Source organism: Novosphingobium sp. FG137, from assembly GCF_057809735.1.
Genome location: NZ_JBMDKN010000007.1, coordinates 269,561 through 290,442, shown reverse-complemented (window position 1 = coordinate 290,442; position 20,882 = coordinate 269,561). Strand labels below are relative to the sequence as shown.

19 protein-coding genes, 1 tRNA gene, 1 pseudogene and 1 riboswitch are annotated in these 20,882 nt (G+C 63.3%); of the genes and pseudogenes, 16 read left to right on the top strand and 5 right to left on the bottom strand.

Going from position 1 to position 20,882, the window contains the following annotated elements:
* Positions 1 to 181, top strand: a 181-nt coding sequence (locus ACODS2_RS19495; protein WP_489000263.1) for a hypothetical protein, incomplete at its 5' end; no start/stop codon positions are given.
* Here ACODS2_RS19495 and ACODS2_RS19490 read toward each other — a convergent pair.
* Positions 178 to 327 (bottom strand): annotated as a pseudogene (locus ACODS2_RS19490) (IS3 family transposase); the annotation flags it as partial. The gene ACODS2_RS19495 and the pseudogene ACODS2_RS19490 sit on opposite strands and share 4 nt — an antisense overlap.
* Positions 328 to 469: 142 nt before the next feature.
* Positions 470 to 982 (bottom strand): bifunctional adenosylcobinamide kinase/adenosylcobinamide-phosphate guanylyltransferase, encoded by a 513-nt coding sequence (cobU, locus tag ACODS2_RS19485; protein ID WP_489000262.1) that lies wholly within the window; start codon positions 980 to 982, stop codon positions 470 to 472.
* A 33-nt stretch (positions 983 to 1,015) separates the two neighbouring features.
* Positions 1,016 to 1,216, top strand: a riboswitch (cobalamin riboswitch).
* A 141-nt stretch (positions 1,217 to 1,357) separates the two neighbouring features.
* On the opposite strand from cobU, the gene ACODS2_RS19480 reads away from it, so the two are divergent.
* The 11 genes from ACODS2_RS19480 (at position 1,358) to ACODS2_RS19430 (ending at position 12,185) form a co-directional block, all read left to right on the top strand.
* Positions 1,358 to 3,247, top strand: a complete 1,890-nt coding sequence (locus tag ACODS2_RS19480; RefSeq protein ID WP_489000261.1) for a TonB-dependent receptor plug domain-containing protein — start codon at positions 1,358 to 1,360, stop codon at positions 3,245 to 3,247.
* Between the two features lie 35 nt (positions 3,248 to 3,282).
* Positions 3,283 to 4,236: an aminotransferase class I/II-fold pyridoxal phosphate-dependent enzyme gene (locus ACODS2_RS19475; protein ID WP_489000260.1), complete on the top strand. Its 954-nt coding sequence runs from the start codon at positions 3,283 to 3,285 to the stop codon at positions 4,234 to 4,236.
* Positions 4,233 to 4,841: a cob(I)yrinic acid a,c-diamide adenosyltransferase gene (gene cobO / locus ACODS2_RS19470; RefSeq protein WP_489000259.1), complete on the top strand. Its 609-nt coding sequence runs from the start codon at positions 4,233 to 4,235 to the stop codon at positions 4,839 to 4,841. The genes ACODS2_RS19475 and cobO overlap by 4 nt, the downstream gene beginning before the upstream one ends.
* Complete coding sequence (locus ACODS2_RS19465; RefSeq protein ID WP_489000258.1) at positions 4,838 to 5,701, top strand: ABC transporter substrate-binding protein; 864 nt, start codon at positions 4,838 to 4,840, stop codon at positions 5,699 to 5,701. The genes cobO and ACODS2_RS19465 overlap by 4 nt, the downstream gene beginning before the upstream one ends.
* Positions 5,698 to 6,657: a FecCD family ABC transporter permease gene (locus ACODS2_RS19460; RefSeq protein ID WP_489000257.1), complete on the top strand. Its 960-nt coding sequence runs from the start codon at positions 5,698 to 5,700 to the stop codon at positions 6,655 to 6,657. The genes ACODS2_RS19465 and ACODS2_RS19460 overlap by 4 nt, the downstream gene beginning before the upstream one ends.
* Positions 6,657 to 7,430 carry an ABC transporter ATP-binding protein gene (locus tag ACODS2_RS19455; RefSeq protein WP_489000274.1) on the top strand — a complete coding sequence of 258 codons (774 nt, stop codon included), beginning with the start codon at positions 6,657 to 6,659 and terminating at the stop codon, positions 7,428 to 7,430. The genes ACODS2_RS19460 and ACODS2_RS19455 overlap by 1 nt, the downstream gene beginning before the upstream one ends.
* Complete coding sequence (cbiB, locus tag ACODS2_RS19450) at positions 7,427 to 8,350, top strand: adenosylcobinamide-phosphate synthase CbiB (protein ID WP_489000256.1); 924 nt, start codon at positions 7,427 to 7,429, stop codon at positions 8,348 to 8,350. The genes ACODS2_RS19455 and cbiB overlap by 4 nt, the downstream gene beginning before the upstream one ends.
* Complete coding sequence (locus ACODS2_RS19445) at positions 8,338 to 9,783, top strand: cobyric acid synthase (protein ID WP_489000255.1); 1,446 nt, start codon at positions 8,338 to 8,340, stop codon at positions 9,781 to 9,783. Before cbiB ends, ACODS2_RS19445 begins: the two co-directional genes overlap by 13 nt.
* 67 nt (positions 9,784 to 9,850) lie before the next feature.
* Positions 9,851 to 10,864, top strand: a complete 1,014-nt coding sequence (gene cobT, locus ACODS2_RS19440) for a nicotinate-nucleotide--dimethylbenzimidazole phosphoribosyltransferase (protein WP_489000254.1) — start codon at positions 9,851 to 9,853, stop codon at positions 10,862 to 10,864.
* Positions 10,861 to 11,643: an adenosylcobinamide-GDP ribazoletransferase gene (locus ACODS2_RS19435; RefSeq protein WP_489000253.1), complete on the top strand. Its 783-nt coding sequence runs from the start codon at positions 10,861 to 10,863 to the stop codon at positions 11,641 to 11,643. Before cobT ends, ACODS2_RS19435 begins: the two co-directional genes overlap by 4 nt.
* A complete protein-coding gene (locus ACODS2_RS19430; RefSeq protein WP_489000252.1) occupies positions 11,628 to 12,185 on the top strand; it encodes a histidine phosphatase family protein in 558 nt (185 codons plus the stop codon). Before ACODS2_RS19435 ends, ACODS2_RS19430 begins: the two co-directional genes overlap by 16 nt.
* Before the next feature lie 352 nt (positions 12,186 to 12,537).
* Here ACODS2_RS19430 and ACODS2_RS19425 read toward each other — a convergent pair whose 3' ends face one another.
* The gene (locus tag ACODS2_RS19425) at positions 12,538 to 13,230 is read right to left on the bottom strand and encodes an endonuclease/exonuclease/phosphatase family protein (RefSeq protein ID WP_489000273.1); all 693 of its coding nucleotides are present in this window, start codon (positions 13,228 to 13,230) and stop codon (positions 12,538 to 12,540) included.
* A 154-nt stretch (positions 13,231 to 13,384) separates the two neighbouring features.
* On the opposite strand from ACODS2_RS19425, the gene ACODS2_RS19420 reads away from it, so the two are divergent.
* A complete protein-coding gene (locus ACODS2_RS19420; protein WP_489000251.1) occupies positions 13,385 to 14,797 on the top strand; it encodes a phospholipase D-like domain-containing protein in 1,413 nt (470 codons plus the stop codon).
* A gap of 288 nt (positions 14,798 to 15,085) precedes the next feature.
* On the opposite strand, the gene ACODS2_RS19415 is transcribed toward ACODS2_RS19420, so the two are convergent.
* A tRNA-Lys gene (locus ACODS2_RS19415) sits at positions 15,086 to 15,167 on the bottom strand.
* Positions 15,168 to 15,261: 94 nt separating this feature from the next.
* Here ACODS2_RS19415 and ACODS2_RS19410 point away from each other — a divergent pair.
* The gene (locus ACODS2_RS19410) at positions 15,262 to 16,533 is read left to right on the top strand and encodes a tyrosine-type recombinase/integrase (protein ID WP_489000250.1); all 1,272 of its coding nucleotides are present in this window, start codon (positions 15,262 to 15,264) and stop codon (positions 16,531 to 16,533) included.
* Between the two features lie 89 nt (positions 16,534 to 16,622).
* Here ACODS2_RS19410 and ACODS2_RS19405 read toward each other — a convergent pair whose 3' ends face one another.
* Entirely contained in the window at positions 16,623 to 17,279 is a 657-nt protein-coding gene (locus ACODS2_RS19405) for a transglycosylase SLT domain-containing protein (RefSeq protein WP_489000249.1), read from the bottom strand.
* 124 nt (positions 17,280 to 17,403) lie between these two features.
* Between ACODS2_RS19405 and ACODS2_RS19400 the strand changes: the two genes are divergently transcribed.
* Both ACODS2_RS19400 and ACODS2_RS19395 read left to right on the top strand, forming a co-directional pair.
* Complete coding sequence (locus ACODS2_RS19400; RefSeq protein ID WP_489000248.1) at positions 17,404 to 18,333, top strand: DUF7146 domain-containing protein; 930 nt, start codon at positions 17,404 to 17,406, stop codon at positions 18,331 to 18,333.
* A gap of 41 nt (positions 18,334 to 18,374) precedes the next feature.
* A complete protein-coding gene (locus tag ACODS2_RS19395; RefSeq protein ID WP_489000247.1) occupies positions 18,375 to 20,849 on the top strand; it encodes a strawberry notch-like NTP hydrolase domain-containing protein in 2,475 nt (824 codons plus the stop codon).
* Positions 20,850 to 20,882: the final 33 nt, after the last annotated feature.

Here is a 20,882-nt window from a genome sequence, read left to right as displayed (position 1 = left end):
AACAGCCCCGGTCCAAAAGGACGCGGGGCTTTTTGTTGTCTGCGGATGCCCGCACCTCCCGACTTATGCCGTTCACCTCAAGGCCGTATCACCTCAGCCGAAATACTGCCGAGCAAAAACGCCAAACGCGCCAGATTGTATCGCCGAAGTGACCCTCCAGCTTTCCACCATCTGCGATTAGAGCCAGACCGTTTTGATGCGCATGAGCGCAAGGTAAGCAATGGCCTGTGCGGCGGAGTCCGGACAGCGTAACGGAGCAGGCCATTGCTTATGCAGTTCGGCTGCGAAGGCCGCCGGGGTCTCGTAGCCCAAGGCCGAGGGCGGTCGTTCGGTGCGAACACCTGGCACGTTGGCTTACGACGGAAGCCGCCATTCCATCACTTTGATACGGCGGCCGTCAGAGCGTAAACCTAGCGCCAGAAATAGGGCTAGCCTTGTAGAGCGGCCGAGATGTCTATTCCGGACATTCCTATTTCAGCCGTTGGGGAAGGCCCGCAGTCACCAGCCACACTTCGTCCGCAACGCGCGCCATCGCCTGATTGAGCCAGCCCGCTTCATCGCGAAACCGCCGGGCAAGCGCGTTTTCAGGGACGATGCCCTGCCCCACTTCGTTGGAAACAAGCAGCAACACGCCGTGAATCGCTGGAACTAGGCCTGCGAGCCTGTCCCGCGCGGCTCCCACATCATGATCGCCCAGCATCAGATTGCTGAGCCAGAGTGTCAGGCAATCGACCAGCAATACGGCATCCTTACTGTCATGCTCCTGGATGGATGCTTGCAGTTCCAGCGGGCATTCGACTGTGTGCCAATGGCTCGTGCGATCGGCGCGGTGTCGAGCGATGCGGCTGGTCATTTCGTCATCTAACGCCTGCGCGGTGGCGATGTAGATGTGGCGGCCTGCCAGCGCGTCACCCAGCTTCTCCGCAAAGCCGCTTTTTCCTGATCGCGCTCCGCCGAGAACCAGAACCACCTTGCCTGTCATTGCTTCCCCTTGCCATTCGCGCCGGCCTTCGACATACTTGAGGGCGTTACAGGTTCCCAGAGATGGGATGAATAGGGAATTCGGGAATGGTGATCCGCCATGATCCGAAGCTGCCCCCGCAACTGTGATCGGCGAGTCGCCGCTTCGTTATGCCACTGGCCTGTTCAGGCCGGGAAGGTGAAGCGGCTACAGTGACCCGAGAGCCAGGAGACCTGCCCGTAACGGTCGTTCTTTCGCGCGGACGGGGTGTGCCGGGTGATGATCGAGGAATTCCTCGCGTGACGACTTAGCCAGAGTCGCATGCGCAGGGATTCGTATCCTGCGTGTGATCGCTGCCGTGCGGCTCTTTTGAAGTTGTTCAAAAGGGGGAAACCCGTGCGTCTGATCAAATCCGTTCTCCTCGGCGCGGCCTGCGCCGTGCCTGCAACTGCGCGTGCCGAAGAGGCCGACGCCATCATCGTGTCGGCCAACCGCGCCGCGCAGACGACCGCCGAAGTCGCCCAGTCGGTCACCGTGCTCACGCCCGACGATATCACCACCCGCCAATCGGTTGCGGTCAGCGATCTGCTCCGCTCGGTCCCCGGTGTTACTGTCAGCAGCAATGGCGGACTTGGCACCACCACCTCGGTCAATATTCGCGGGGCGGAAAGCGACCAGACTGTAGCGCTGATCGACGGGGTCAAGATCAATGATCCCTCGGCGCCCGGCGGCGGCTTCAATTTCGGCAACCTGCTGACCGGCAATATCGAACGGATCGAAGTCGTTCGCGGATCGCAGTCTGTCTTGTGGGGCAGCCAAGCCATCGGCGGCGTGGTCAATATCGTGACCCGCGCGCCGACTGAACAGCGCGCCGTAAATGCCGCTGCCGAGTACGGTTGGCGCAACACGGCGCGCGTGGTTGGCAATGTTTCCGGCAAGTTTGGCCCGGTTTCCGCCAGCATCGGCGCCGGCTATCTGCGCACCGACGGCTTTTCGGCCTTCAACGAGGCACGCGGCGGCAAGGAGCGCGACGGCTATCGCAACTTCGGGGCGAACGCGAAGTTCAACATTGTCGTCTCGGACGCCGTCACGGTCGACCTGCGCGGTTGGTACTCCGATGGCAAGGCGGGCATCGATGGATTCCCGCCGCCGAGCTTCACCTTTGGCGACACGCCCGAATTTGCGCGGACCTGGGAACTGGTCGGCTATGCCGGGCTCAACGCCGCCCTGCTGGACGGACGCTGGCGCAACCGCTTTGCCTATACGCTGACCGACACGCGCCGGCGGAATACCGACCTGACCGGCGGCACCGCCTTGGAAACCTTCAATGCCAAGGGCCGCAACGAACGGTTCGATTATCAGGGCAATCTGGCCCTGATCGACGCGGTGAACGCGACTTTCGGGGCGGAGACGGAGAGATCCAGCTTCCGCACATCAAGCTATGGCAGTCCGTTTTCGACAGCCGAGGCGCGGATCACCAGCGTCTACGGTCAACTCAGTGCCAGGCCGGTGACCGGTCTGACGCTGAGCGGCGGCATGCGCCATGATCATCATGATACGTTCGGCGGCAAGACCAGCTTTTCCGCCAATGCGGTGCTGTCGCCCAACGCGGGCGCGACCACCTTGCGCGCCAGCTATGGCGAGGGGTTCAAGACACCTTCGCTGTTCCAGCTGTTCAGCGAATACGGCAACGCCGCGCTGAGGCCCGAAACGTCGCGAAGCTGGGACGCGGGGATCACGCAGAAGCTGCTGGATGGCCGGATCGAGGTCGCCGCCACGTGGTTTCACCGGGACACGCTGGGCCTGATCAACTTCATCGGTTGCACCGTGCTGACGGGCATTTGCGCCAATCGACCAAACGGCACCTACGACAACGTGGCCAAGGCGAGGGCACAAGGGCTTGAATTCGCGCTAACGCTGAAGCCGGTCGATGCGCTGCGGGTTCAGGCCAATTATGGTTATGTCGAAGCGACCAATGCGGCAACGGGCCGCGATCTGGCGCGGCGGCCGCGGCACAGCGTCTACACCTCGATCGATTATGACTGGGCGTGGGGACTGAAGACCGGCGCGACGATCACCCACGTCGGGGCCAGTTTCGACAACGCCTCCAACAGCCGCAAGCTGGCAGGCTACGTGCTCGTCGATCTGCGCGCAGCTTTGCCGGTGGCGCACGGCATCGAACTCTATGGCCGTGTCGAGAACCTGTTCAACGCGCAATACGAAACGAGCTTCCGCTATGGCACACCGCGCCGCGCTGCCTATGCGGGCGTAAGGCTGACGTTGTGAGCCCGGGAAACGCCGCGGACCAACGTGCTGCATTGATGTGGCACGGCGGACAGACAGCAGTCGCGGCAAAGCTTTACCCGGCTGCGCCGCGCCCCTGGCTGGACCTTTCGACCGGCATAAGCCCGTGGGCATGGCCGCTGCCGGCGCTGGAGCCGCAGGTTTGGCAAACGCTGCCTTCGCCTGCGGCGCTGGCGCAGCTGGAGTATGCTGCGGCCCGCGTGTTCGGGGTTCCCGATGTCGACCAGATCGCTGCCGTTCCCGGCAGTGATATTGCGATCCGCCTGCTGGCGCGTCTGGTGTCGGCGGCGCGGGTCGAGATCATCGGCCAAAGCTATTCGGGCTATCGTGCGGCATGGCCCGAAGCGCGGGTCCTGCCATTCGAAAAGGCGCACGGTTCGGATCTCGTGGTTTGCGCCAATCCGAACAATCCTGATGGAGCCATTACCGAGCCGAGCGAGCTCCGGCGACTGCGCGGGCATTGCATTGTCGATGAGGCCTTTGCCGATGCCATGCCCGAGGCGAGCATTCTGCCGCATCGTGGCGGGGCGATCGTCCTGCGGTCATTCGGCAAGTTCTTCGGTCTGGCCGGTGTGCGGCTGGGCTTTGTCATAGCTGACAAGCCGGTGATCAGAGACTTGCGCAAACTTCTCGGCGACTGGCCGATTTCGGGGCCTGCCATCGCCATCGGCACGGCGGCTTATTGCGACCTTGCCTGGCAAGGGTTGCAGCGGCACCGGCTGAGGGGGGCCAGCGCGAAGCTGACCACGCACCTTGCAGGACATGGACTGGAAGATGCGGGCGGGACCGCCAATTTCAGGCTGTGCCGGGCCGTTGATGCGGCCGGCCTGTTCGAACACCTCTGCCGCGACGGGATACTGGTGCGCGCCTTTGCCGACCGGCCCGATCAGCTGCGCATAGGCATTCCCGGCAGGGACGCGGACTGGGCACGACTGGACCAGTCCCTGCAGGCATGGAGGACAACACAGTGACGGAAGAACCTGACTACGCACGCCACAACGCGCGCATGAGGAAACTGAAACTGGCGCGAGACAAGATCCAGGCCCGCAAGACAATCGAGCGCGGGCTCTTGATTGTTCACACCGGCAACGGGAAGGGCAAGTCCTCGTCCGCCTTCGGCATGGCGATCCGCAGCATCGGCTGGGGGATGAAAGTGGGTATCCTCCAATATGTGAAGGGCAGCTGGGACACCGGCGAGAAGGCGTTCTTTGCCGCCAACCCGGATCTTCTGACCTTCGATGTGATGGGCAACGGCTTCACCTGGGACACGCAAGACCGTGCGCGCGACATCGCCGCCGCGCGCGCCGCGTGGGAGCGTTCGAAGGCGCTGATCCTCGATCCCGCCTATGACTTCGTCATTCTCGACGAACTCAACATCGTGCTGCGCGACGATACCCTGCCGATTGCGGAGATCGTCGAGTTTCTGAAACTTCGCCCGCTGGAAAAGCACATCTGCATCACCGGCCGTGGCGCCCGGCCGGAACTGATCGAGATCGCGGATCTCGTCACCGAATTCGCGGAGGTGAAGCATCCCTTCAAAGCCGGGTTCAAGGCGCAGAAGGGGGTCGAATATTGATCCGGCTCATCGCCCCGCCAGCGATTGCGCTGCTGCTCGCAAGTTGCGCAGCGTCTGCCGAACCAAAAGAGCCTCAATCGGGCGGCGCACCAAAGCGCATTGTCTCGATGAACCCTTGCGTGGACGCGGTGCTCAAGGATGTGGCGCGGCCTCAGCAGATTGCGGCCATCAGCGCCTATTCGTGGGATCCGAGGGCGACATCGGTACCTGTGGACTGGGCAATGCGCTATCCTACCGTCGGCTCCGGTGCCGAGGATGTGATCGCCGCCCGTCCCGATCTGGTGATCGCCGGGCCGCATGTTGCGGTGCAGACCATTGCCGCGCTGCAGCGTCTCGGCATTCCGCTGATGCAGACCACGGTCCCCGAGACAGTCGCCGAAAGCAGGGCGCAGATCAGTGAAATCGCCGCGCGGATCGGCCGATCGGACGCGGGCCTCGCGCTGAACCGGCGGATCGACGCCGCGGTGGCACAGGCCCGCTGGGACGGTCCCGCCGCATCCGCGCTGATCTGGCAGGGCAGCGGGCTGGTGCCGGGCAAGGGCACCCTGGCCGACGAACTGCTGACCCGCACCGGTTTTCGCAATCTCAGCCCGCAAGCTGGCTTGCGCAAATGGGATGTTCTGCCGCTGGAGGGGATGTTCCTGAACCCGCCGCGTGTGCTGCTGGCTGGCCGAGCCGACATGGGCGCAGGAGACGGCGATGCCAACCGCATGCTGTCGCACCCGGCGCTGAAGAAGGCGAGACGGCATTTCCGCATCGCGGATTATCCTTCGGACCTGCTGCACTGCGGCGGCCCGGTGATCATCCGGTCGGTCGCCCGTCTGGCCGCAGTGCGCCGCGAGCTGGGCAACGCACCATGAAGCTCAACCTCGCGCTACTCACCTCGCTGTGCACGGCATTGCTGCTCTCGCTAATGGCCGGGCGGCACTGGATCGCATTCGACCATTGGTTCACGGGCGATCTGCAATCGCTGATCGTGATGGACCTGCGCCTTCCGCGCGCTTGCGCAGGTGCGCTGGTGGGTCTGTGCCTGGGCATGGCCGGTGCCGCGATGCAAGGCTACCTGCGCAATCCGCTGGCTGATCCGGGCTTGTTCGGCGTTTCCTCCAGTGCTGCGCTGGGCGCGGTGATTTCGCTGTTCTTCGGCTATGCGGTGCAGGCCTGGTTGCTGCCCGTCTTTGCACTGGCGGGCGCGGCGGCGGGTATGGCCGCTCTGGCGCTGCTGGCGGGGCGCGCGGGGAGCCTGATCCTGTTCACGCTGGCGGGTGTGATCCTTGCCAGCCTGACGGGATCGCTAATCAGCCTGCTGATAAGCCTTGCACCGACGCCGTTCGCCTCGTCCGAGATCGTGACCTGGCTGATGGGGGCGCTGGTCGATCGCAGCTGGGATGACGTGCGCCTTGCCGTGCTCCCCGCCTTGCTGGGCATGGCCGCGCTGCTGCGCGCCACGCCCGCCCTCGATGCGCTGACCCTTGGCGAGCCGGCTGCGCGCTCGCTTGGCGTCGATATGGCGCGATTGCAGTGGCTTATTGTGCTCGGCGTTGGGCTGACAGTGGGCGCGTCGGTGGCGCTGGCCGGGATCATCGGCTTTGTCGGCCTCATGGTGCCGCACATTGTCCGCCCGCTGGTCGACGACCGCCCTTCGGCATTGCTGATCCCTTCCGCGCTCGCCGGAGCCATTCTGGTGGTGCTTGCCGATAGCCTGGTGCGCCTGCTGCCTTCGGTTTCCGAACTGCGGCTGGGCATCGCGATGTCGAGCCTTGGCGCACCGTTCTTCTTCGCGCTCCTGTTTCGCATGCGGCGGGAGGTGGCGTGATGGAGCTGTCCTGCTCAGCCATCTCGCTCACCCTGCGCGGGCGGCCCGTGCTGCGCTCGGTAACCGGCACGCTCGATGTCGGTGCGGTCACGGTGATCCTTGGCGCAAATGGTGCCGGAAAATCCACGCTGCTCTCGTGTCTCGCGGGCCTGCGCAAACCGGATACGGGACAGGTCTCGCTCGATGGGCAGCCGCTGGCCTCGCTTTCCCCGCAGCACCGCGCATGCCTGATCGGCCTCTTGCCCCAACAGGCGGACATCCACTGGAACATCAACGTCCGGGCGCTGGTCGCGCTGGGCCGCCTGCCCCACCGCGGCCGCTGGGGATTGCAAGCGGATGACGAGCGCGCGATCGGCGCAGCGCTTGCCGCGGCGGACTGCGTCCATCTGGCAAGCCGCAAGGCACAGCGCCTTTCCGGCGGGGAGCAGGCGCGGGTGCTTCTGGCACGCGTTCTGGCGGGCGAGCCGCGCTGGATTCTGGCTGACGAACCCTTTGCCAGCCTCGATCCCGCGCACCAGCTCGATGCTGCCGCCTGCTTGCGCCGCGCGGCCGACCGGGGCTCGGGCGTGGCAGTGGTTCTGCACGATCTGACCCAGGCTGCGCGGTTGGCCGACCGCGTGATCGTGATGAAGGCGGGCGAAGTGCTCGCCGCCGGGCCGGTGCAGAAGGTGATGACCCCCGCCGTGCTCGAAGCTGCCTACGGCGTTCGGGTCCATATCGGGCAGGATGCCGAGGGCGCGCCGCTGATCGTGCCGGTGGCGCGGAAATCATGATACTGGACCGGCCCGAACAGTTGCTGGCCGCTTTGCTGATTGAAGCCGCGCTAGGCTATCCGGAGTGGCTGCTGCGCCGTGTGGGCCACCCGGTGACATGGGCGGGCCGCCTGATCGCGGGGATGGACCGGCACTGGAACCGCGCGGGGTGGCAAGCGGGTGGCGGTATCGCGGCGATGCTGGTGTTGCTGGTGGTGGGCGCCGGTTCCGGATGGGTGATCGAACGCATTGCATCAGGTTGGACGGGAACGCCGGGCGTGATCCTGATCGCCACCACCGGCCTTGCCCAGCGCAGTTTGTGGACTCACGTTGCGGCCGTCGCTGATCCGCTGGATCGCGGCCAGCTTGCGGCCGCGCGGGCGGCCCTTTCGCGCACCGTCGGGCGCGATACCGCAGCACTGGATGAAAGCGGTATCGCGGCCGCCGCCATCGAGACGCTGGCGGAGAGCTTTTGCGATGGCATCGTCGCGCCCGCCATCTGGTCTCTGGCGCTGGGCCTGCCGGGTCTGTTCGCGTTCAAATGCATCAGCACGGCCGACAGCATGATCGGCCACCGCGATGCGCGCTACGAGTTGTTCGGCAAGGCGAGCGCCCTGATGGACGATGCGCTCAATTGGGTCCCGGCCCGCATCGCAGCGGTGCTGATTGCCCTCGCCGGCGGTGGCGGGTGGCGCATCGCCTGGCGCGATGGCCGCAATCACCTGTCGCCCAACGCGGGCTGGCCGGAAGCCGCAATGGCCGGCGCGCTCGGCGTAACGCTGGGCGGCGGTGCGTTTTATGACGGGGAATGGATCGGACGCCAAGCGCTGGGCGAGGGCCCGCGCCCCGCGCCGGCCGATCTGCGCCGGGCCTTGCAGGTATTCGGGCGGGCGCTTGTTCTGTTGTGGCTCGGAGTAGGGGTGCTGGCATGGCTGCGCTGATGCTGCAAGGTACGGGGTCGGATGTCGGCAAATCGGTGCTGGTTGCCGGGCTCTGCCGCCTGTTCGCCAATCGCGGGCTCAAAGTTCTGCCGTTCAAGCCTCAGAACATGTCCAACAACGCCGCCGTCACCGCCGATGGCGGCGAAATCGGGCGCGCGCAGGCCTTGCAGGCAGTGGCGGCCCGTGCGCCGCTTTCGGTCGATATGAACCCGGTGCTGTTGAAGCCGCAAAGCGACAGCACCGCGCAAGTGATCGTGCACGGCAAGGTTCAGGGCACGCTGGGCGCGGAATATTATTGGTCGCGCAAGGGCGAGCTGCTCGAAGCGGTGCTGGCTTCCTACCAGCGCCTGCGCGCCGCTGCCGATCTGGTGCTGGTCGAAGGCGCCGGCAGCCCGGCCGAAATCAACCTGCGCGCGGGGGACATCGCAAACATGGGCTTCGCCCGCGCGGCCAATGTGCCGGTGGTGCTGGTTGGCGATATCGACCGGGGCGGAGTCATCGCCTCCATTGTCGGCACGCAGGTCGTGCTGGACCCCGATGATGCCGCCATGATCCGCGGCTTTCTCATCAACAAGTTTCGCGGCGATGTTGCCCTGTTCGATGAAGGTTATGCGGCGATTGCACGCCTGACCGGGTGGGAGGGCCTTGGCGTGATCCCATGGCTGGCGGCGGCGCGCCTGCTGCCCGCCGAGGATGCCGTGACACTTGATGCGCCAGTTGCCGCTGTGGGCGCAGTGGAAGTGGCTGTCCCCATGCTTTCGCGCATCGCCAACTTCGATGATTTCGATCCGCTGGCGCAGGAACCGGGGGTGAAGCTGACGATGGTGCCGCCCGGCCATCCGATCCCGGCCAGCGCGGCGCTGGTGATCCTGCCCGGCACCAAGGCGACGATCGCCGATCTCAAGTTCCTGCGCGTGCAAGGCTGGGACATCGACATTGTCGCCCATGTCCGGCGCGGCGGACGGGTTTTGGGCATTTGCGGCGGCTATCAGATGCTGGGGCGGACCATCGCCGATCCCGGCGGAGTGGAAGGCCCGCCCGAGACCGTATCAGGCCTAGGGCTGCTGCCGGTCGATACGGTGATGCACGCCGACAAGACAGTGCGCGATGTGCGTGGCACCCGCATTGCCGATGGCTGTGCTTTCACCGGATACGAGATCCATTGCGGGGTTACAGTGGGTGATGCCGCGCCGCTGCTGCGCATGGCTGATGGCCGGGCAGAAGGCGCGGTCAGCCCGAATGGCCGGATTGCGGGCTGCTATGTCCACGGGCTGTTCAATCTGGCCGAGCAGCGACCCGGCTGGATCGGTGGGCCATCTGCCGGTCTGGACCAGGATGTGGCCGTCGATGCCGCGCTCGATCAGTTGGCATGCGATCTGGAACGCCATGTTGACGCAGACCGGCTGCTTGCGATCGCGGGGCACGCCGGATGAGTGGCCCGCACTTCAGCGCGGAGCTCTGCCGCCAACCCGAAACGCTTATTTCAGGAAAGCCAAGTCGATGACGATCACCCCTGAAATCGTGCAGGCCCGGCTCGATGCCCTGGCCAAGCCGCCCGGCAGCCTCGCGCGGCTGGAAGCGCTGGCGGTTGACCTGGCTGTTGCGCAGCAATCCCTTGGCCCGGTCGTCCGCCCGCGTCGGATCGTGTTGTTCGCGGGCGACCATGGGGTCGTGGCGCAAGGGGTAACCCCATGGCCATCGGCGGTCACCACCGCCATGGTTGCGACCATCCTCAATGGCCGTGCCTGCTGCACCGCGCTCGCGCGGGCGCACGGCGCAGACTTGCGCGTGGTTGATGCCGGCATGGCCGAGCCGCCGCGCGGTCCCCACCCCGCACACTACCGGGCCGCAGCAGTCGCGCGCGGAACCGCCGATCTCAGCCTTTTCCCGGCAATGGACGAAACGCAGTTCGATGCCGCCTGGGCGCTGGGCGCGGACGAGGCACGCCGCGCCGTGGCCGAGGGCTTCCGTCTGCTGATCGCCGGAGAAATGGGGATCGGCAACACCACTCCATCGGCCTGCATCACCCACGCGCTTGCCGGCATCGCCGCCGATACCGCCACCGGCAGCGGCGCGGGTGCGGATGCGGCCATGCGGGATGTAAAGCGCGGCATCGTGGCAGATGCGGTCGCGCGGCTTGGTGGGCGGCGCGACAAGGCAGCACTCGCTGCCGTCGCCGGTTTCGAGATTGCGGCCATGGCAGGCTTCTATGCCGAAGGCGCGGCGCTGGGCGCGGTGCTGCTCCTGGATGGCTACGTGACGACCGCCGCCGCGCTGATCGCCGAACAGCTTGCCCCGGGCACGCGCTGCCGGATGATCGCGGCGCATCGCTCCGCCGAACCGGGGCACGGCGCCGCACTCGCTCATCTCGGGCTGGAACCGGTGCTCGATTGGGGGATGCGGCTGGGCGAGGGCACCGGCGCGCTTACCGCGCTTCCGCTGCTCGATAGCGCCGCCGCTGTGCTGAACGATGTGGCCACGCTGGCCGAAGTCATCGGCGAGTTGCCGGCATGAGTTTGCGTTGGTGGATGCCGCCCCTGCTGGCGATCCAGTTCATGACGCGCATTCCCGTGCCCGGACTGTCGAGGCTGCATGCCGATGATGTTGCCGCTGGTATGGTGCGGTCTGCTGGCTGGTATCCGCTGGCTGGCGGCCTTGTCGGCATAATCAGCGCTGGCGTCCTGACGCTGAGCGAAGCCCTGTGGCCGCGCAGCGTGGCCGTCTTGATCACACTGATCGTCGAAGCCCGGTTGACCGGGGCCTTCCACGAAGACGCTGTCGCCGATTTCTGCGACGGGTTCGGGGGCGGTCAGACAGCTCAGCGCATTCACGAGATCATGAAGGACAGCCGGGTCGGTGCCTATGGCAGCGTCGGGCTGATTCTGGCGATCGGCCTGCGTGCGGCGCTGCTCTGTGCTCTTCCCGCCGGACTTGTCGTGCCCGCGCTGATCGGTTCGGCGGCATTTGGCCGCTGGCATGCAGTTGTGCCGCAGGCCCTGCTGTCATCCCCGCCCGGCATTCGCGGCATGGCGAGTGATATCGTTTCAGGCACCGGCGCGCGCGAACTGGCCATCGCCACTGGTGTGCTTATGCCCTTCATCTTGCCGATCCTGTGGTTACGGCCCGAGGCGATGTTGCTGGCATGCGCCCTTTCAGCCGCATTCATGGGATGGTTTTTCCGCTTCCTGACCCGGCATCTGGGCGGGGTCACTGGCGATTGCCTGGGCTTCTCGGTTTATGTCGGGCAATTGATCTTGCTGCTTTGCGTGACGGCTGCATGGCCCGCAGACTGATCCTCGTGCGCCACCCGCCTGTGGCAAGGGCCTGGGCCGGGCGCTGTTATGGCCAGAGCGACATGGGCCTCTCGCGCGAGGGGCAGGCGATGGTGCGTGCGCTGGTCGGCGAATTGGCGGCGCTCCGCCCGGATGCGATCATTCATTCCGACATGCGCCGAACCCGCGCGCTGGCCCTGCCACTGGCGCGCCGTCTCGGAATCACGCCGGTCGCCATGCCACTCTGGCGGGAGCGCCATTTCGGTGCGTGGGAGGGCCAAAGCTGGAACAGCATATACCGGACCACCGGAAACTTGATGGACGGGATGGTCGAGGACCCTCAAGGCTTTCGGCCTGGCAGAAGCGGCGAGACGACGTGCGAGCTTTTCGGCCGCGTCATCGAAGCACTGGCGCGCGCGCCGAATGAGGGCTCAGCTGTCATCATCACCCACGGCGGCCCGATTGCGTGCGCCCGCGCGGCCAACGCAGCGCAGGGACTTTCCAAGCTTGCAGACCTTATACCGCGCGCAGGAACGGTGACCTTACTTGAATCCGGGTCATAGAAATGGTCAGACAACGGTTGAGTTTCAGGGATCGACCAATCCATGACGCTCGTGTCATTCTCTATCATAGTCTCCCCATACCAAGAGCCGACATGCACGTGCCGAGCAGGAGATGCATTCTCTCTAACGGCGACTGGCGTTTGACGGCATGCAAAAGCGCCGTTTTGGCCTACGAACAGATCTTGAAGGTCAAGAACGCTTCAGGGCTTGGCGCGGAGTGACTCGCCGAGCTGGTGCTCGAGCTGTCTGCGGCCGATGATGCGGCCAAGTAATTCAGGTCATGTGGATAGGATCCAGACCGATCGAAAAACGCTCTAGTGCGTCATCTAATAATTCTAAACATATGAATGAACTAGCCAAATTCGAGCTGAGCCCAGACCGGAAGGTGGTCTGAGGCTTGTCTCGACAGCGGAGTATTGTGAACGCCCGCTGCTGCAACATTTACGTCTCGGCTGACCATGATGCGGTCCAGCGAAGCAAGCGGACGCAGTGCGTGAAAGCTCGGGCCGGTCGGTGCAAATTTATAGTGTGTGCCCAGATCCACTATGCAACCGCCCCTCACGCGCCACTCATTGAGGTCTCCCATCAGAATTGTGGGCAGCACCGCGCGGCGATCGACTTGTGCCATAATGCTGCGCGCTTGATGGCGACGGCGGAGGCCGGAGAGATCGAGGTGCATGCCGACCACGCGCATTGCGGTTCCGCCGATGGCTATGTCTGCCAACACGGCGCCGCGCGGCTCAAGGGTTGGCAGGTGCAGCGCCTCGCAATCCAGGACAGCGGCAGATCTGCGGACGAGAATGGCATTGCCGTGCCAGCCGATGCCGCCCCTGCGAATGTTATATGCGACCGGGACATATTCGGCCTGATGATCGAGAAGTTTTGCAGGTAGCACCGACAGTTTGGTGCCGAAGCGCTGATCGGCTTCCTGAAGCGCGATGATATCGGCCCCAATCTCCGATAACACTTCGAGAATCCGTTCAGGCCGGTATCGCCTGTCGGTCCCGACAGCTTTGTGGATGTTGTAGCTCGCTACCTTGATGATCACGCGCCGATCTCATGCCGAAGGGTGACCGCGGCTGAACGAGCCGATCGTTCCAATATCGCTCGCACTGGCTAATTCCCTTCGCTAGGCTTCGGGTGTGCTGAAACCCGGGTATAATTGCTGGCGGATCGAACGAGCCACCAAAGCGAGCGTCGTGATCGACGCAGAGGACTATTTCAAGGTCGCACGCGATGCGATGCTCCGCGCAAAGCACCGGATCATGCTGGTGGGATGGGATTTCGATGCCCGCATCACCCTCTGCGGTGAGGCACCTGGCGATGGCCCGGCCAATCTTGGTGATTTTATCGGGTGGTTGGCCGATCGCAACCCGGATCTCGAGATATACCTCCTGAGGTGGGACGTAGGCGCTGTCAAATCGCTGTTCCGGGGAAACACCGCGCTCAAGGTTCTGAGCTGGATGCGGCGCAAGGGTATTCATGCCATGCTTGATAGTGCCCACCCGACTGCATCTTCGCATCACCAGAAGGTGGTGGTGATAGACGATTCATTCGCATTTTGCGGCGGGATCGACATGACGGGTGATCGCTGGGACAGCCGCGCGCATCTCGACGACGATCCTCGCCGGCGCAGGCCCAATGGCAACCCGGACGAGCCGTGGCACGACGGGACGACGGCCATGCAAGGCCCGGTGGCGGCAGCTTTGGCAGAGTTGTGCAGAGATCGCTGGCATCGTGCAGGCGGGAAAGAGATCAAACCGGTTGTGCCGAAAAGCGATTACTGGCCCGATGTCTTGCCAGTGCAGTTTACCGATGTTGATATCGCAATTGCCCGGTCAGCGCCTGAAATGGCAGATCACAAAGCGGTTCTCGAAATAGAACAACTCTACGTCGATCAGATCGCAAGCGCGAAGCAGTTCATCTATGCGGAAAACCAGTATTTTGCATCCCGCCGCGTCGCCGAGGCGATCCTCCAGCGCCTTGAAGAACCGGACGGCCCCGAAATCGTTTTGATCAATCCCTTGACTTCGCAGGGCTGGCTGGAGCCGGTTGCGATGGACACCGCCCGTGCCCGCCTGTTTTCCGCGATCAAGGCCAAAGACAAGAACGACAGGTTTCGGATCTATCATCCCTTCACGGCGGGCGGCACGCCGATATACGTGCATGCCAAGATCTTGTTCATCGACGATTGCGCCATCCGCGTCGGCTCGTCGAACATGAACAACCGTTCGATGCGGCTCGACACCGAATGCGATGTGATGATCGATGCAAACCAGCCAGCAAATGCCGGATGCAACACGGTCATCGCAGCCTTGCGCGACGGACTGATCGCAGAGCATTTGGGCATGCACCCCGAAGACATAACGAAGAGACTTTCCGCAACAGGTTCCCTGATCGAAACGATCGAGAACTTGCGCTGCGGCGGCGGCAAGTCGCTCCGGCCCTATGAAGTGCCGAACGTCAGCGAGATCGCAGCCTGGCTTGCTGATAACGAAGTGCTGGATCCGGAAGGGCCTTCAGAAGCGTTCGAACTAACTGCGCAAACAAGCCTGTTTCGAAACGCCCGGCTACGCTGGCACACCTTGACCGGTGGGGGGAGCAATAAGTGAACCGAGAAGCCGTCTGATATCTGCAAAGGAGAATAGTCCCAAACCCGGACCTTCAGAGGCGCACCTTGGAAGTCATGAAAGAATGGACCTGTTCGGGAACAACGACCTGGCGACGTAATGGCTCGGCTCCGCTTCAGGCCCATTATCAGGTCATCGGCGTGGCTCGATTCCACCAAGGCTGAAAATCAGCGCAGCTTTATCCGCTTTGTCAGAGCTACCTGGAGAATCCAAGGGACCAGCATGCGTAGTGATCGCCCTGGTCTATTGAACTGATATGGAGAGGAAATATGGTGGACGCACTAGGGCTCGAACCTAGGACCCGCTGATTAAGAGCCATGATCAGAGGGTCCTAGCGCGTCCGCATGTGTCCAAAAATGGCGGAAATCTGCGATTCACAGTCCGCATTGTTCTTGAAATGTTCACCAGTATCCACTACAAAAAGCTACCTAAGGTAGCAGGTACATATGGCGAACAAAGTAGGTTTGACGGACGCGAAGATCGCAGGGCTCAAGGCGCCGGCGGCTGGCCAGATTGAGCTGGCCGATGGTATCGTCCCCGGCCTGAGGCTCCGCATGGGTGCCAGTGGTATCAAGACGTACATTCTGCGCAAGCGGGTTCAGGGCAAGTGGTTGAATGTGACCATCGGACGCCATGGTCCGAGTTTTACCCTCGCTCATGCGCGTAAGAAGGCGCGAGATCTGCTTGTCGATGTCGAGCAGGGCAAGAGCATTGCCAGGAAGCCGGGTGCTAAGAGGAAAGGGGCAAAGGGCGTCGGTACGGTCGCCGAGCTCTACGAGACGTATCTGTCCCAGCAGATCGAGGGCAAAAAGCGCAGCGCAAGGGAGTTCGATCGGGTCTTCCGAAAGTACATTGAGCCTGAGCTGGGAGACCGCCTCGCGGACTCCATTACCCGAGGTGACGTGAGCCGCTTTGTTGAGAAGATCGCATTCGAGCGGGGCAAGGAAACCCTGACGATGGCGCGGATCGTCTATCGCCATCTTTCGACCTTCTACACGTGGGCACTCACCAGACTCGAGCATATGCCTGCTAATCCCTGCCGGGACGCGTGGCGTCCGAAGCGGAATGAACCTCGTGATCGCGTACTCAGCGACCGAGAACTCGCGGCGCTATGGCAATCTGCGGTCGAGGATGGTTATCCGTTCGGTCACCTTGTGCAGATGCTTGTCCTTACGGCTCAACGCCGGGGAGAAGTGCTCGATGCAGCTTGTGACGAGTTCGATTTCAAGGCGAAGGTCTGGACCGTCCCAGGCGACCGAGCGAAAAATGGCAAAGCGAATGTGGTGCCGCTGTCCGCGCAGGCACTTGCAGTCGTCACAGAGGTCTTCGTGGCCGCAGGGATCGACCTTGACGACGCTCACAAGCAATCCCAGATTCTGTTGGCATCGAAGGTCACCAGCACGAACAGCGTTAGCGGCCTCTCGAAAGCATGGAAGCGGATCAGAGCAAGCGTGGACGAGAAGCTCGGCTACGAAGCCGGTCACTTCACAATGCATGACATTCGGCGGACGGTGGCAACTGGCCTCCAGCGTCTCGGCATACCTCTGGTGGTTTCTGAGGCGGTCCTCAATCACCAGTCAGGATCAGCTATGGCCGGTGTGGCGGGGGTCTATCACCGACACCAGTATACCAACGAGAAGCGCGAGGCGTTGGCGTTGTGGGGTAAGGAGGTAATGCAGATTGTAGCCAAGTACCCGGCCGAGGCCAAAAGCGGCTAAACTCCCGTGCAGTCGCTTGCCTGCGACATGGTCCAGCCCGGCAACGATCAGTCGATTGCCTCTGTTTCGGTTAACTTGGGGATAGACCGCTAAAAGCGCCAATGGCGAAGGACGTCGCGGACATATCCGGGCGTCTCGCCATTCCGCGGTATCCCGCCCGCGCGTTCGACTGCACCTGGACCGGCATTGTAGGCTGCGACAGCGAGGTGAACCACGCCGAACCTGTCGAGCATCTGCCTCAGATACCGCGCCGCGCCGAAGATATTGGCCATGGGGTCAAAGCGATTGAAGACGCCAAGTTCCTTTGCCGTTGCTGGCATCAGCTGGCCAAGGCCCGCAGCGCCTGCCGGGCTGACAGCAAGGGGGTTATAGCGGGATTCCGTCCAGACGAGCGCGTCGAGCAGGCCGGTAGGCAATGAATACTTCGCTTCCGCCGCATAGACGTGGGGCAGGTAGCTCGCCCGCCGAAACCCGGATGGGGCAGTTTTGGCCTTGGGCTCGTAATTGTGCGGCAGGTTGACCCGTCCATTTTCTGCAACGCTCGAACTTGGTGCTGGGGCGGCTTGCGCGGATTGCCAGAACCCATGCTCGACCAACTGAAATCCGTTCGATGCTTCGGCTATCCGAAAGCCGCCTGAAGGACCGGCATGTTGCTCTGGTAAATCTGGCATTGGCAGTTCTTGGGCATTGGCAGGCATGGCTGATGCGATGGCAATGCCACCGATCAAGAGAGCTTTTATTGTCATTTCTCGATCCTTCTATAGCCGAATCGAGAGAGAACATATAAAGAACAACCGATGTAGGAAAATGCTTTGGCGCTGGTGCAGAGCGGAGGCTGCACGGGGAGGGCACCTCAACCGGAGTAGGTCGATGCCCCAGCTAGAGAAAAGTCATCAACTCGAACGCCGTGCCCGCACGATTGTCGAACGCCTCAAGGGAACATGGCGCCAGGGCAAGGGCATGTGCTGCTGTCCTGCCCACGACGACCGCACACCGTCGCTCAGCGTGACCTTGGGGCGAAAGGCCATCCTGTTCCATTGCTTCGCCGGATGTTCGAATGAGGACGTCATTGCTGCATTGGATCGCCAGGGCGTTCGCAGCCGAGAGCTCTTTGATGGTTCTGGCCCTGGAACAGCTGATCGGCAAAATCAGAGTGACTTCAGTCCCAATGCGCGACGCTTGTGGCAATCGGCTTCGGCGATCTCCGACAGCCCGGTCGAACGATATCTCGGACAGCGCGGTCTCCAGCGCGCATCTGACCAGTTCCGCTACCTTGAACGTACGCCGCTCGGGCCACGCGGGGCAGTTAAGTTTCTCCCTGCGATGCTGGCCGCAGTCACGACTGACATTGGCGTTATCGCAGTACATAGGACATTTCTCGATGTGGCGAGTGGCAAGCTGGCCAGCTTCGAGCGACCCAAGCGTGCGCTTGGCAGTCTCGGCTTTGGTGCCGTCAGAGTTGCTCCCCCGGTGCAAGGGAGGCTGGGCCTTGCCGAAGGGATCGAGAGCGCCCTCTCAGCCATGCAGCTCTTTGGGATCGCCTGCTGGGCGACGCTTGGAAACGAGCGGTTCGGTCTGGTTGCGATCCCGGAGAGCGTGCGCGAACTCTTCCTGTTCATCGACAATGACGCCGGAGGTGCTCACGCCGAGGAGCGCGCGCTGAAGGCCTACGCTGCGCCTGATCGCGTTATCCACTCACGCGCGCCAGTCTCACCTGGTTTTGACTGGAACGACGAATTGAAGTCGCGGCTCGCCCGACAACCCGATCCGTCAAGTAGAGGGGAGGGGGCCTTCGGCTGATTGAGGCCTGCCCACCCGCAGGACCTCGTCAGGAGGTTCCCATGTCCAACTCTTCCCTCGCCTTTGCATTCGATGACCCAACACCGCCCGTTGTTATGATGGCGGCCCAGACCATGGGTTCTGAGCTGGCGGCAGGCCGCGCGCTTTCACGTAGCGACGTCACGCGGATCATGACGGAGCACTTCGGGGGCAGCGATGCTCTCGGCCGTTGGTCAGTTCGTGACGCTCACGCAGCGCTTGAGGTGGCACAGGTTCAATACCTGCAATCTTCAGATCAGATTTCGCTCTCGACCCCGATCGACAAGGCGGAACAGTTCTTCGGTTCCCTCGATGCCCGGCTTCCGACCCAGACGAATCGCAGCGACGAGCAGATCGAATGGCAGCAGTTCGCAACGCCGCCGCGCCTTGCCTGGCTTGCTGCTCGGGCCTGCGCGCTGGCAACTGACGAACTTGTGCTGGAACCCTCGGCCGGAACGGGCATGCTCGCGGTCTGGGCCGCCAAGGCCGGCTCGCGCCTTGCCCTCAACGAAATCTCGCCGCTCCGCCGCGACTGCCTGAATGCCCTGTTCCCGGCTGCCCGATTGGCCGGCCATGACGCTGAGCTGATCGACGAACTGCTCGATCCCGCCATCACCCCAAGCGTCGTGTTGATGAACCCTCCCTATTCGCACGGCATGGAGCGAGGGCACGACAGTCGCACCGGCTCGCGCCATCTGAGGTCGGCATGGAACCGTCTGGCGTCCGGCGGTCGGCTTGTCGCAATCATTCCCGAATGGTTCGACTGCGCGAAGCTTCTGGCGGGGTTGAAGGGACCGGTCTCGCTACGGCTCAATGCCGCCGTCGAACGTGCGTTCGTCAAGCGTGGCACCGGCATCACCACGCGGCTGCTGGTTCTCGACAAGGTGGACGACTCGCATGAGCCTGTGGCCATCCGCACAACCGACTTTCGCCAGCTGGTCGATCTCGTCGATGCCTTGCCGGATCGCGCCGGCTTGGCGGCTGCTTCCGAGCAATCAAGCCTTCCGGCTCGTGCGCCGTTTCGCCTGGTCGCCGCGCCGCGCAGGCCGCTGCCGACACCACCAGCCAGGATCACTTCTGCAGCCGCTTCCATTGGGTCGCTCACCTACCAGTCGCTCGAAACCCTTGCGCCGCTTGCCCCTCAGGTCGGCCACTATCTGCCCTATCGTCCGAGCAGGATCGTGATCCATGGCGCAGCCGAGCATCCGACGCCGCTCGTTGAGTCGGTCGCCATGGGGTCGATCGCCGCGCCGATGCCCGAAGCTGTGCCGCAGCTGCCCGACGGGCTGATTTCCAAGGGGCTGCTGTCTGCTGCCCAGGCAGAGACCCTGATCTACGCGGCTAGCGCCCATGCGCGCGATCTACCCGGCCGGTTCGAGGCAGAGGACAAAGGCTGCTCGCTCAAGGCATCGGCAGAAGGCCAGACCTACCGGCAGGGCTATTTCCTTGGAGATGGAACCGGCGCCGGCAAGGGCCGTCAGGTTGCGAGCGTCATTCTTGATCGATGGGTGCGCGGGGAACGCCGCCATATCTGGATTTCGAAGAACGAGGTGCTGATCGAAGATGCCCGGCGCGACTGGGCTGCGCTTGGCGGCCTGCCGATCGACATCCAGCCTCTGGCATCCTGGAAGCTCGGCAACCCGATCGCGATGCGCGAAGGCATTCTCTTCGTGACCTATCCGACCCTGCGTTCAGGCCGAAACGATGCGACCCGCCTCGACCAGATTCTCGCTTGGGCAGGGGACGACTTCGACGGCGTCATCGTGTTCGACGAGGCGCACGCCATGGCCAATGCTGCGGGCGGCGAAGGCTCACGGGGCAAGGTCAAGGGCTCGGAGCAGGGTATCGCGGGTGTGCGCCTGCAGAACCTCCTGCCGCGGGCCCGCGTGCTCTACGCTTCGGCAACCGGCGCGTCAGACGTCAACAATCTGGCCTATGCCACGCGCCTTGGCCTCTGGGGTCCTGAGACCGCCTTCGCAAATCGTGAGGCCTTTGTTGCCGACATTCGGGATGGCGGGATCGCAGCGATGGAACTGGTTGCGCGAGACCTCAAGTCGCTCGGTCTCTACACCGCACGCGCATTGTCGTTCGCCGGCGTCGAATACGAGATACTCGAGCATCGCCTGAGTGAGGATCAGATCGCGGTCTATAATGCCTATGCCGAGGCCTGGGCAATCATTCACGCCAACCTGCGCGACGCGCTGGAGGCTACCCGCATCGTCGACAGCGAAACCGGGGGGACGCTCAACTCCGGTGCCAAGTCCGCAGCGCTGTCGATCTTCGAGGGAACCAAGCAGCGCTTCTTTGCGCAGCTGCTTTTGTCGATGAAGCTCCCGAGTCTGTTACCAGCCATCGACGCGGCGATTGGCGAGGGGAACGCCGTGGTCGTCCAGCTCGTCTCCACCGCAGAAGCCATGCTCAATCGTCGGCTTGCCGACCTGTCGGACGAGGAACGCGAAGCTCTGGAGATCGATCTGTCCCCGCGGGAATATGTGTAATGTTGAGCTCAACATTAGACATATTCTTTGCAG

Bases quoted from the DNA above. Each gene is read 5' to 3' on its own strand.
- cobU (WP_489000262.1), bottom strand. From the start codon at position 982: ATGACAGGCAAGGTGGTTCTGGTTCTCGGCGGAGCGCGATCAGGAAAA.
- ACODS2_RS19475 (WP_489000260.1), top strand. From the start codon at position 3,283: ATGTGGCACGGCGGACAGACAGCAGTCGCGGCAAAGCTTTACCCGGCT.
- ACODS2_RS19460 (WP_489000257.1), top strand. From the start codon at position 5,698: ATGAAGCTCAACCTCGCGCTACTCACCTCGCTGTGCACGGCATTGCTG.
- ACODS2_RS19455 (WP_489000274.1), top strand. From the start codon at position 6,657: ATGGAGCTGTCCTGCTCAGCCATCTCGCTCACCCTGCGCGGGCGGCCC.
- cbiB (WP_489000256.1), top strand. From the start codon at position 7,427: ATGATACTGGACCGGCCCGAACAGTTGCTGGCCGCTTTGCTGATTGAA.
- ACODS2_RS19445 (WP_489000255.1), top strand. From the start codon at position 8,338: ATGGCTGCGCTGATGCTGCAAGGTACGGGGTCGGATGTCGGCAAATCG.
- cobT (WP_489000254.1), top strand. From the start codon at position 9,851: ATGACGATCACCCCTGAAATCGTGCAGGCCCGGCTCGATGCCCTGGCC.
- ACODS2_RS19435 (WP_489000253.1), top strand. From the start codon at position 10,861: ATGAGTTTGCGTTGGTGGATGCCGCCCCTGCTGGCGATCCAGTTCATG.
- ACODS2_RS19430 (WP_489000252.1), top strand. From the start codon at position 11,628: ATGGCCCGCAGACTGATCCTCGTGCGCCACCCGCCTGTGGCAAGGGCC.
- ACODS2_RS19410 (WP_489000250.1), top strand. From the start codon at position 15,262: ATGGCGAACAAAGTAGGTTTGACGGACGCGAAGATCGCAGGGCTCAAG.
- ACODS2_RS19405 (WP_489000249.1), bottom strand. From the start codon at position 17,279: ATGACAATAAAAGCTCTCTTGATCGGTGGCATTGCCATCGCATCAGCC.
- ACODS2_RS19400 (WP_489000248.1), top strand. From the start codon at position 17,404: ATGCCCCAGCTAGAGAAAAGTCATCAACTCGAACGCCGTGCCCGCACG.
- ACODS2_RS19395 (WP_489000247.1), top strand. From the start codon at position 18,375: ATGTCCAACTCTTCCCTCGCCTTTGCATTCGATGACCCAACACCGCCC.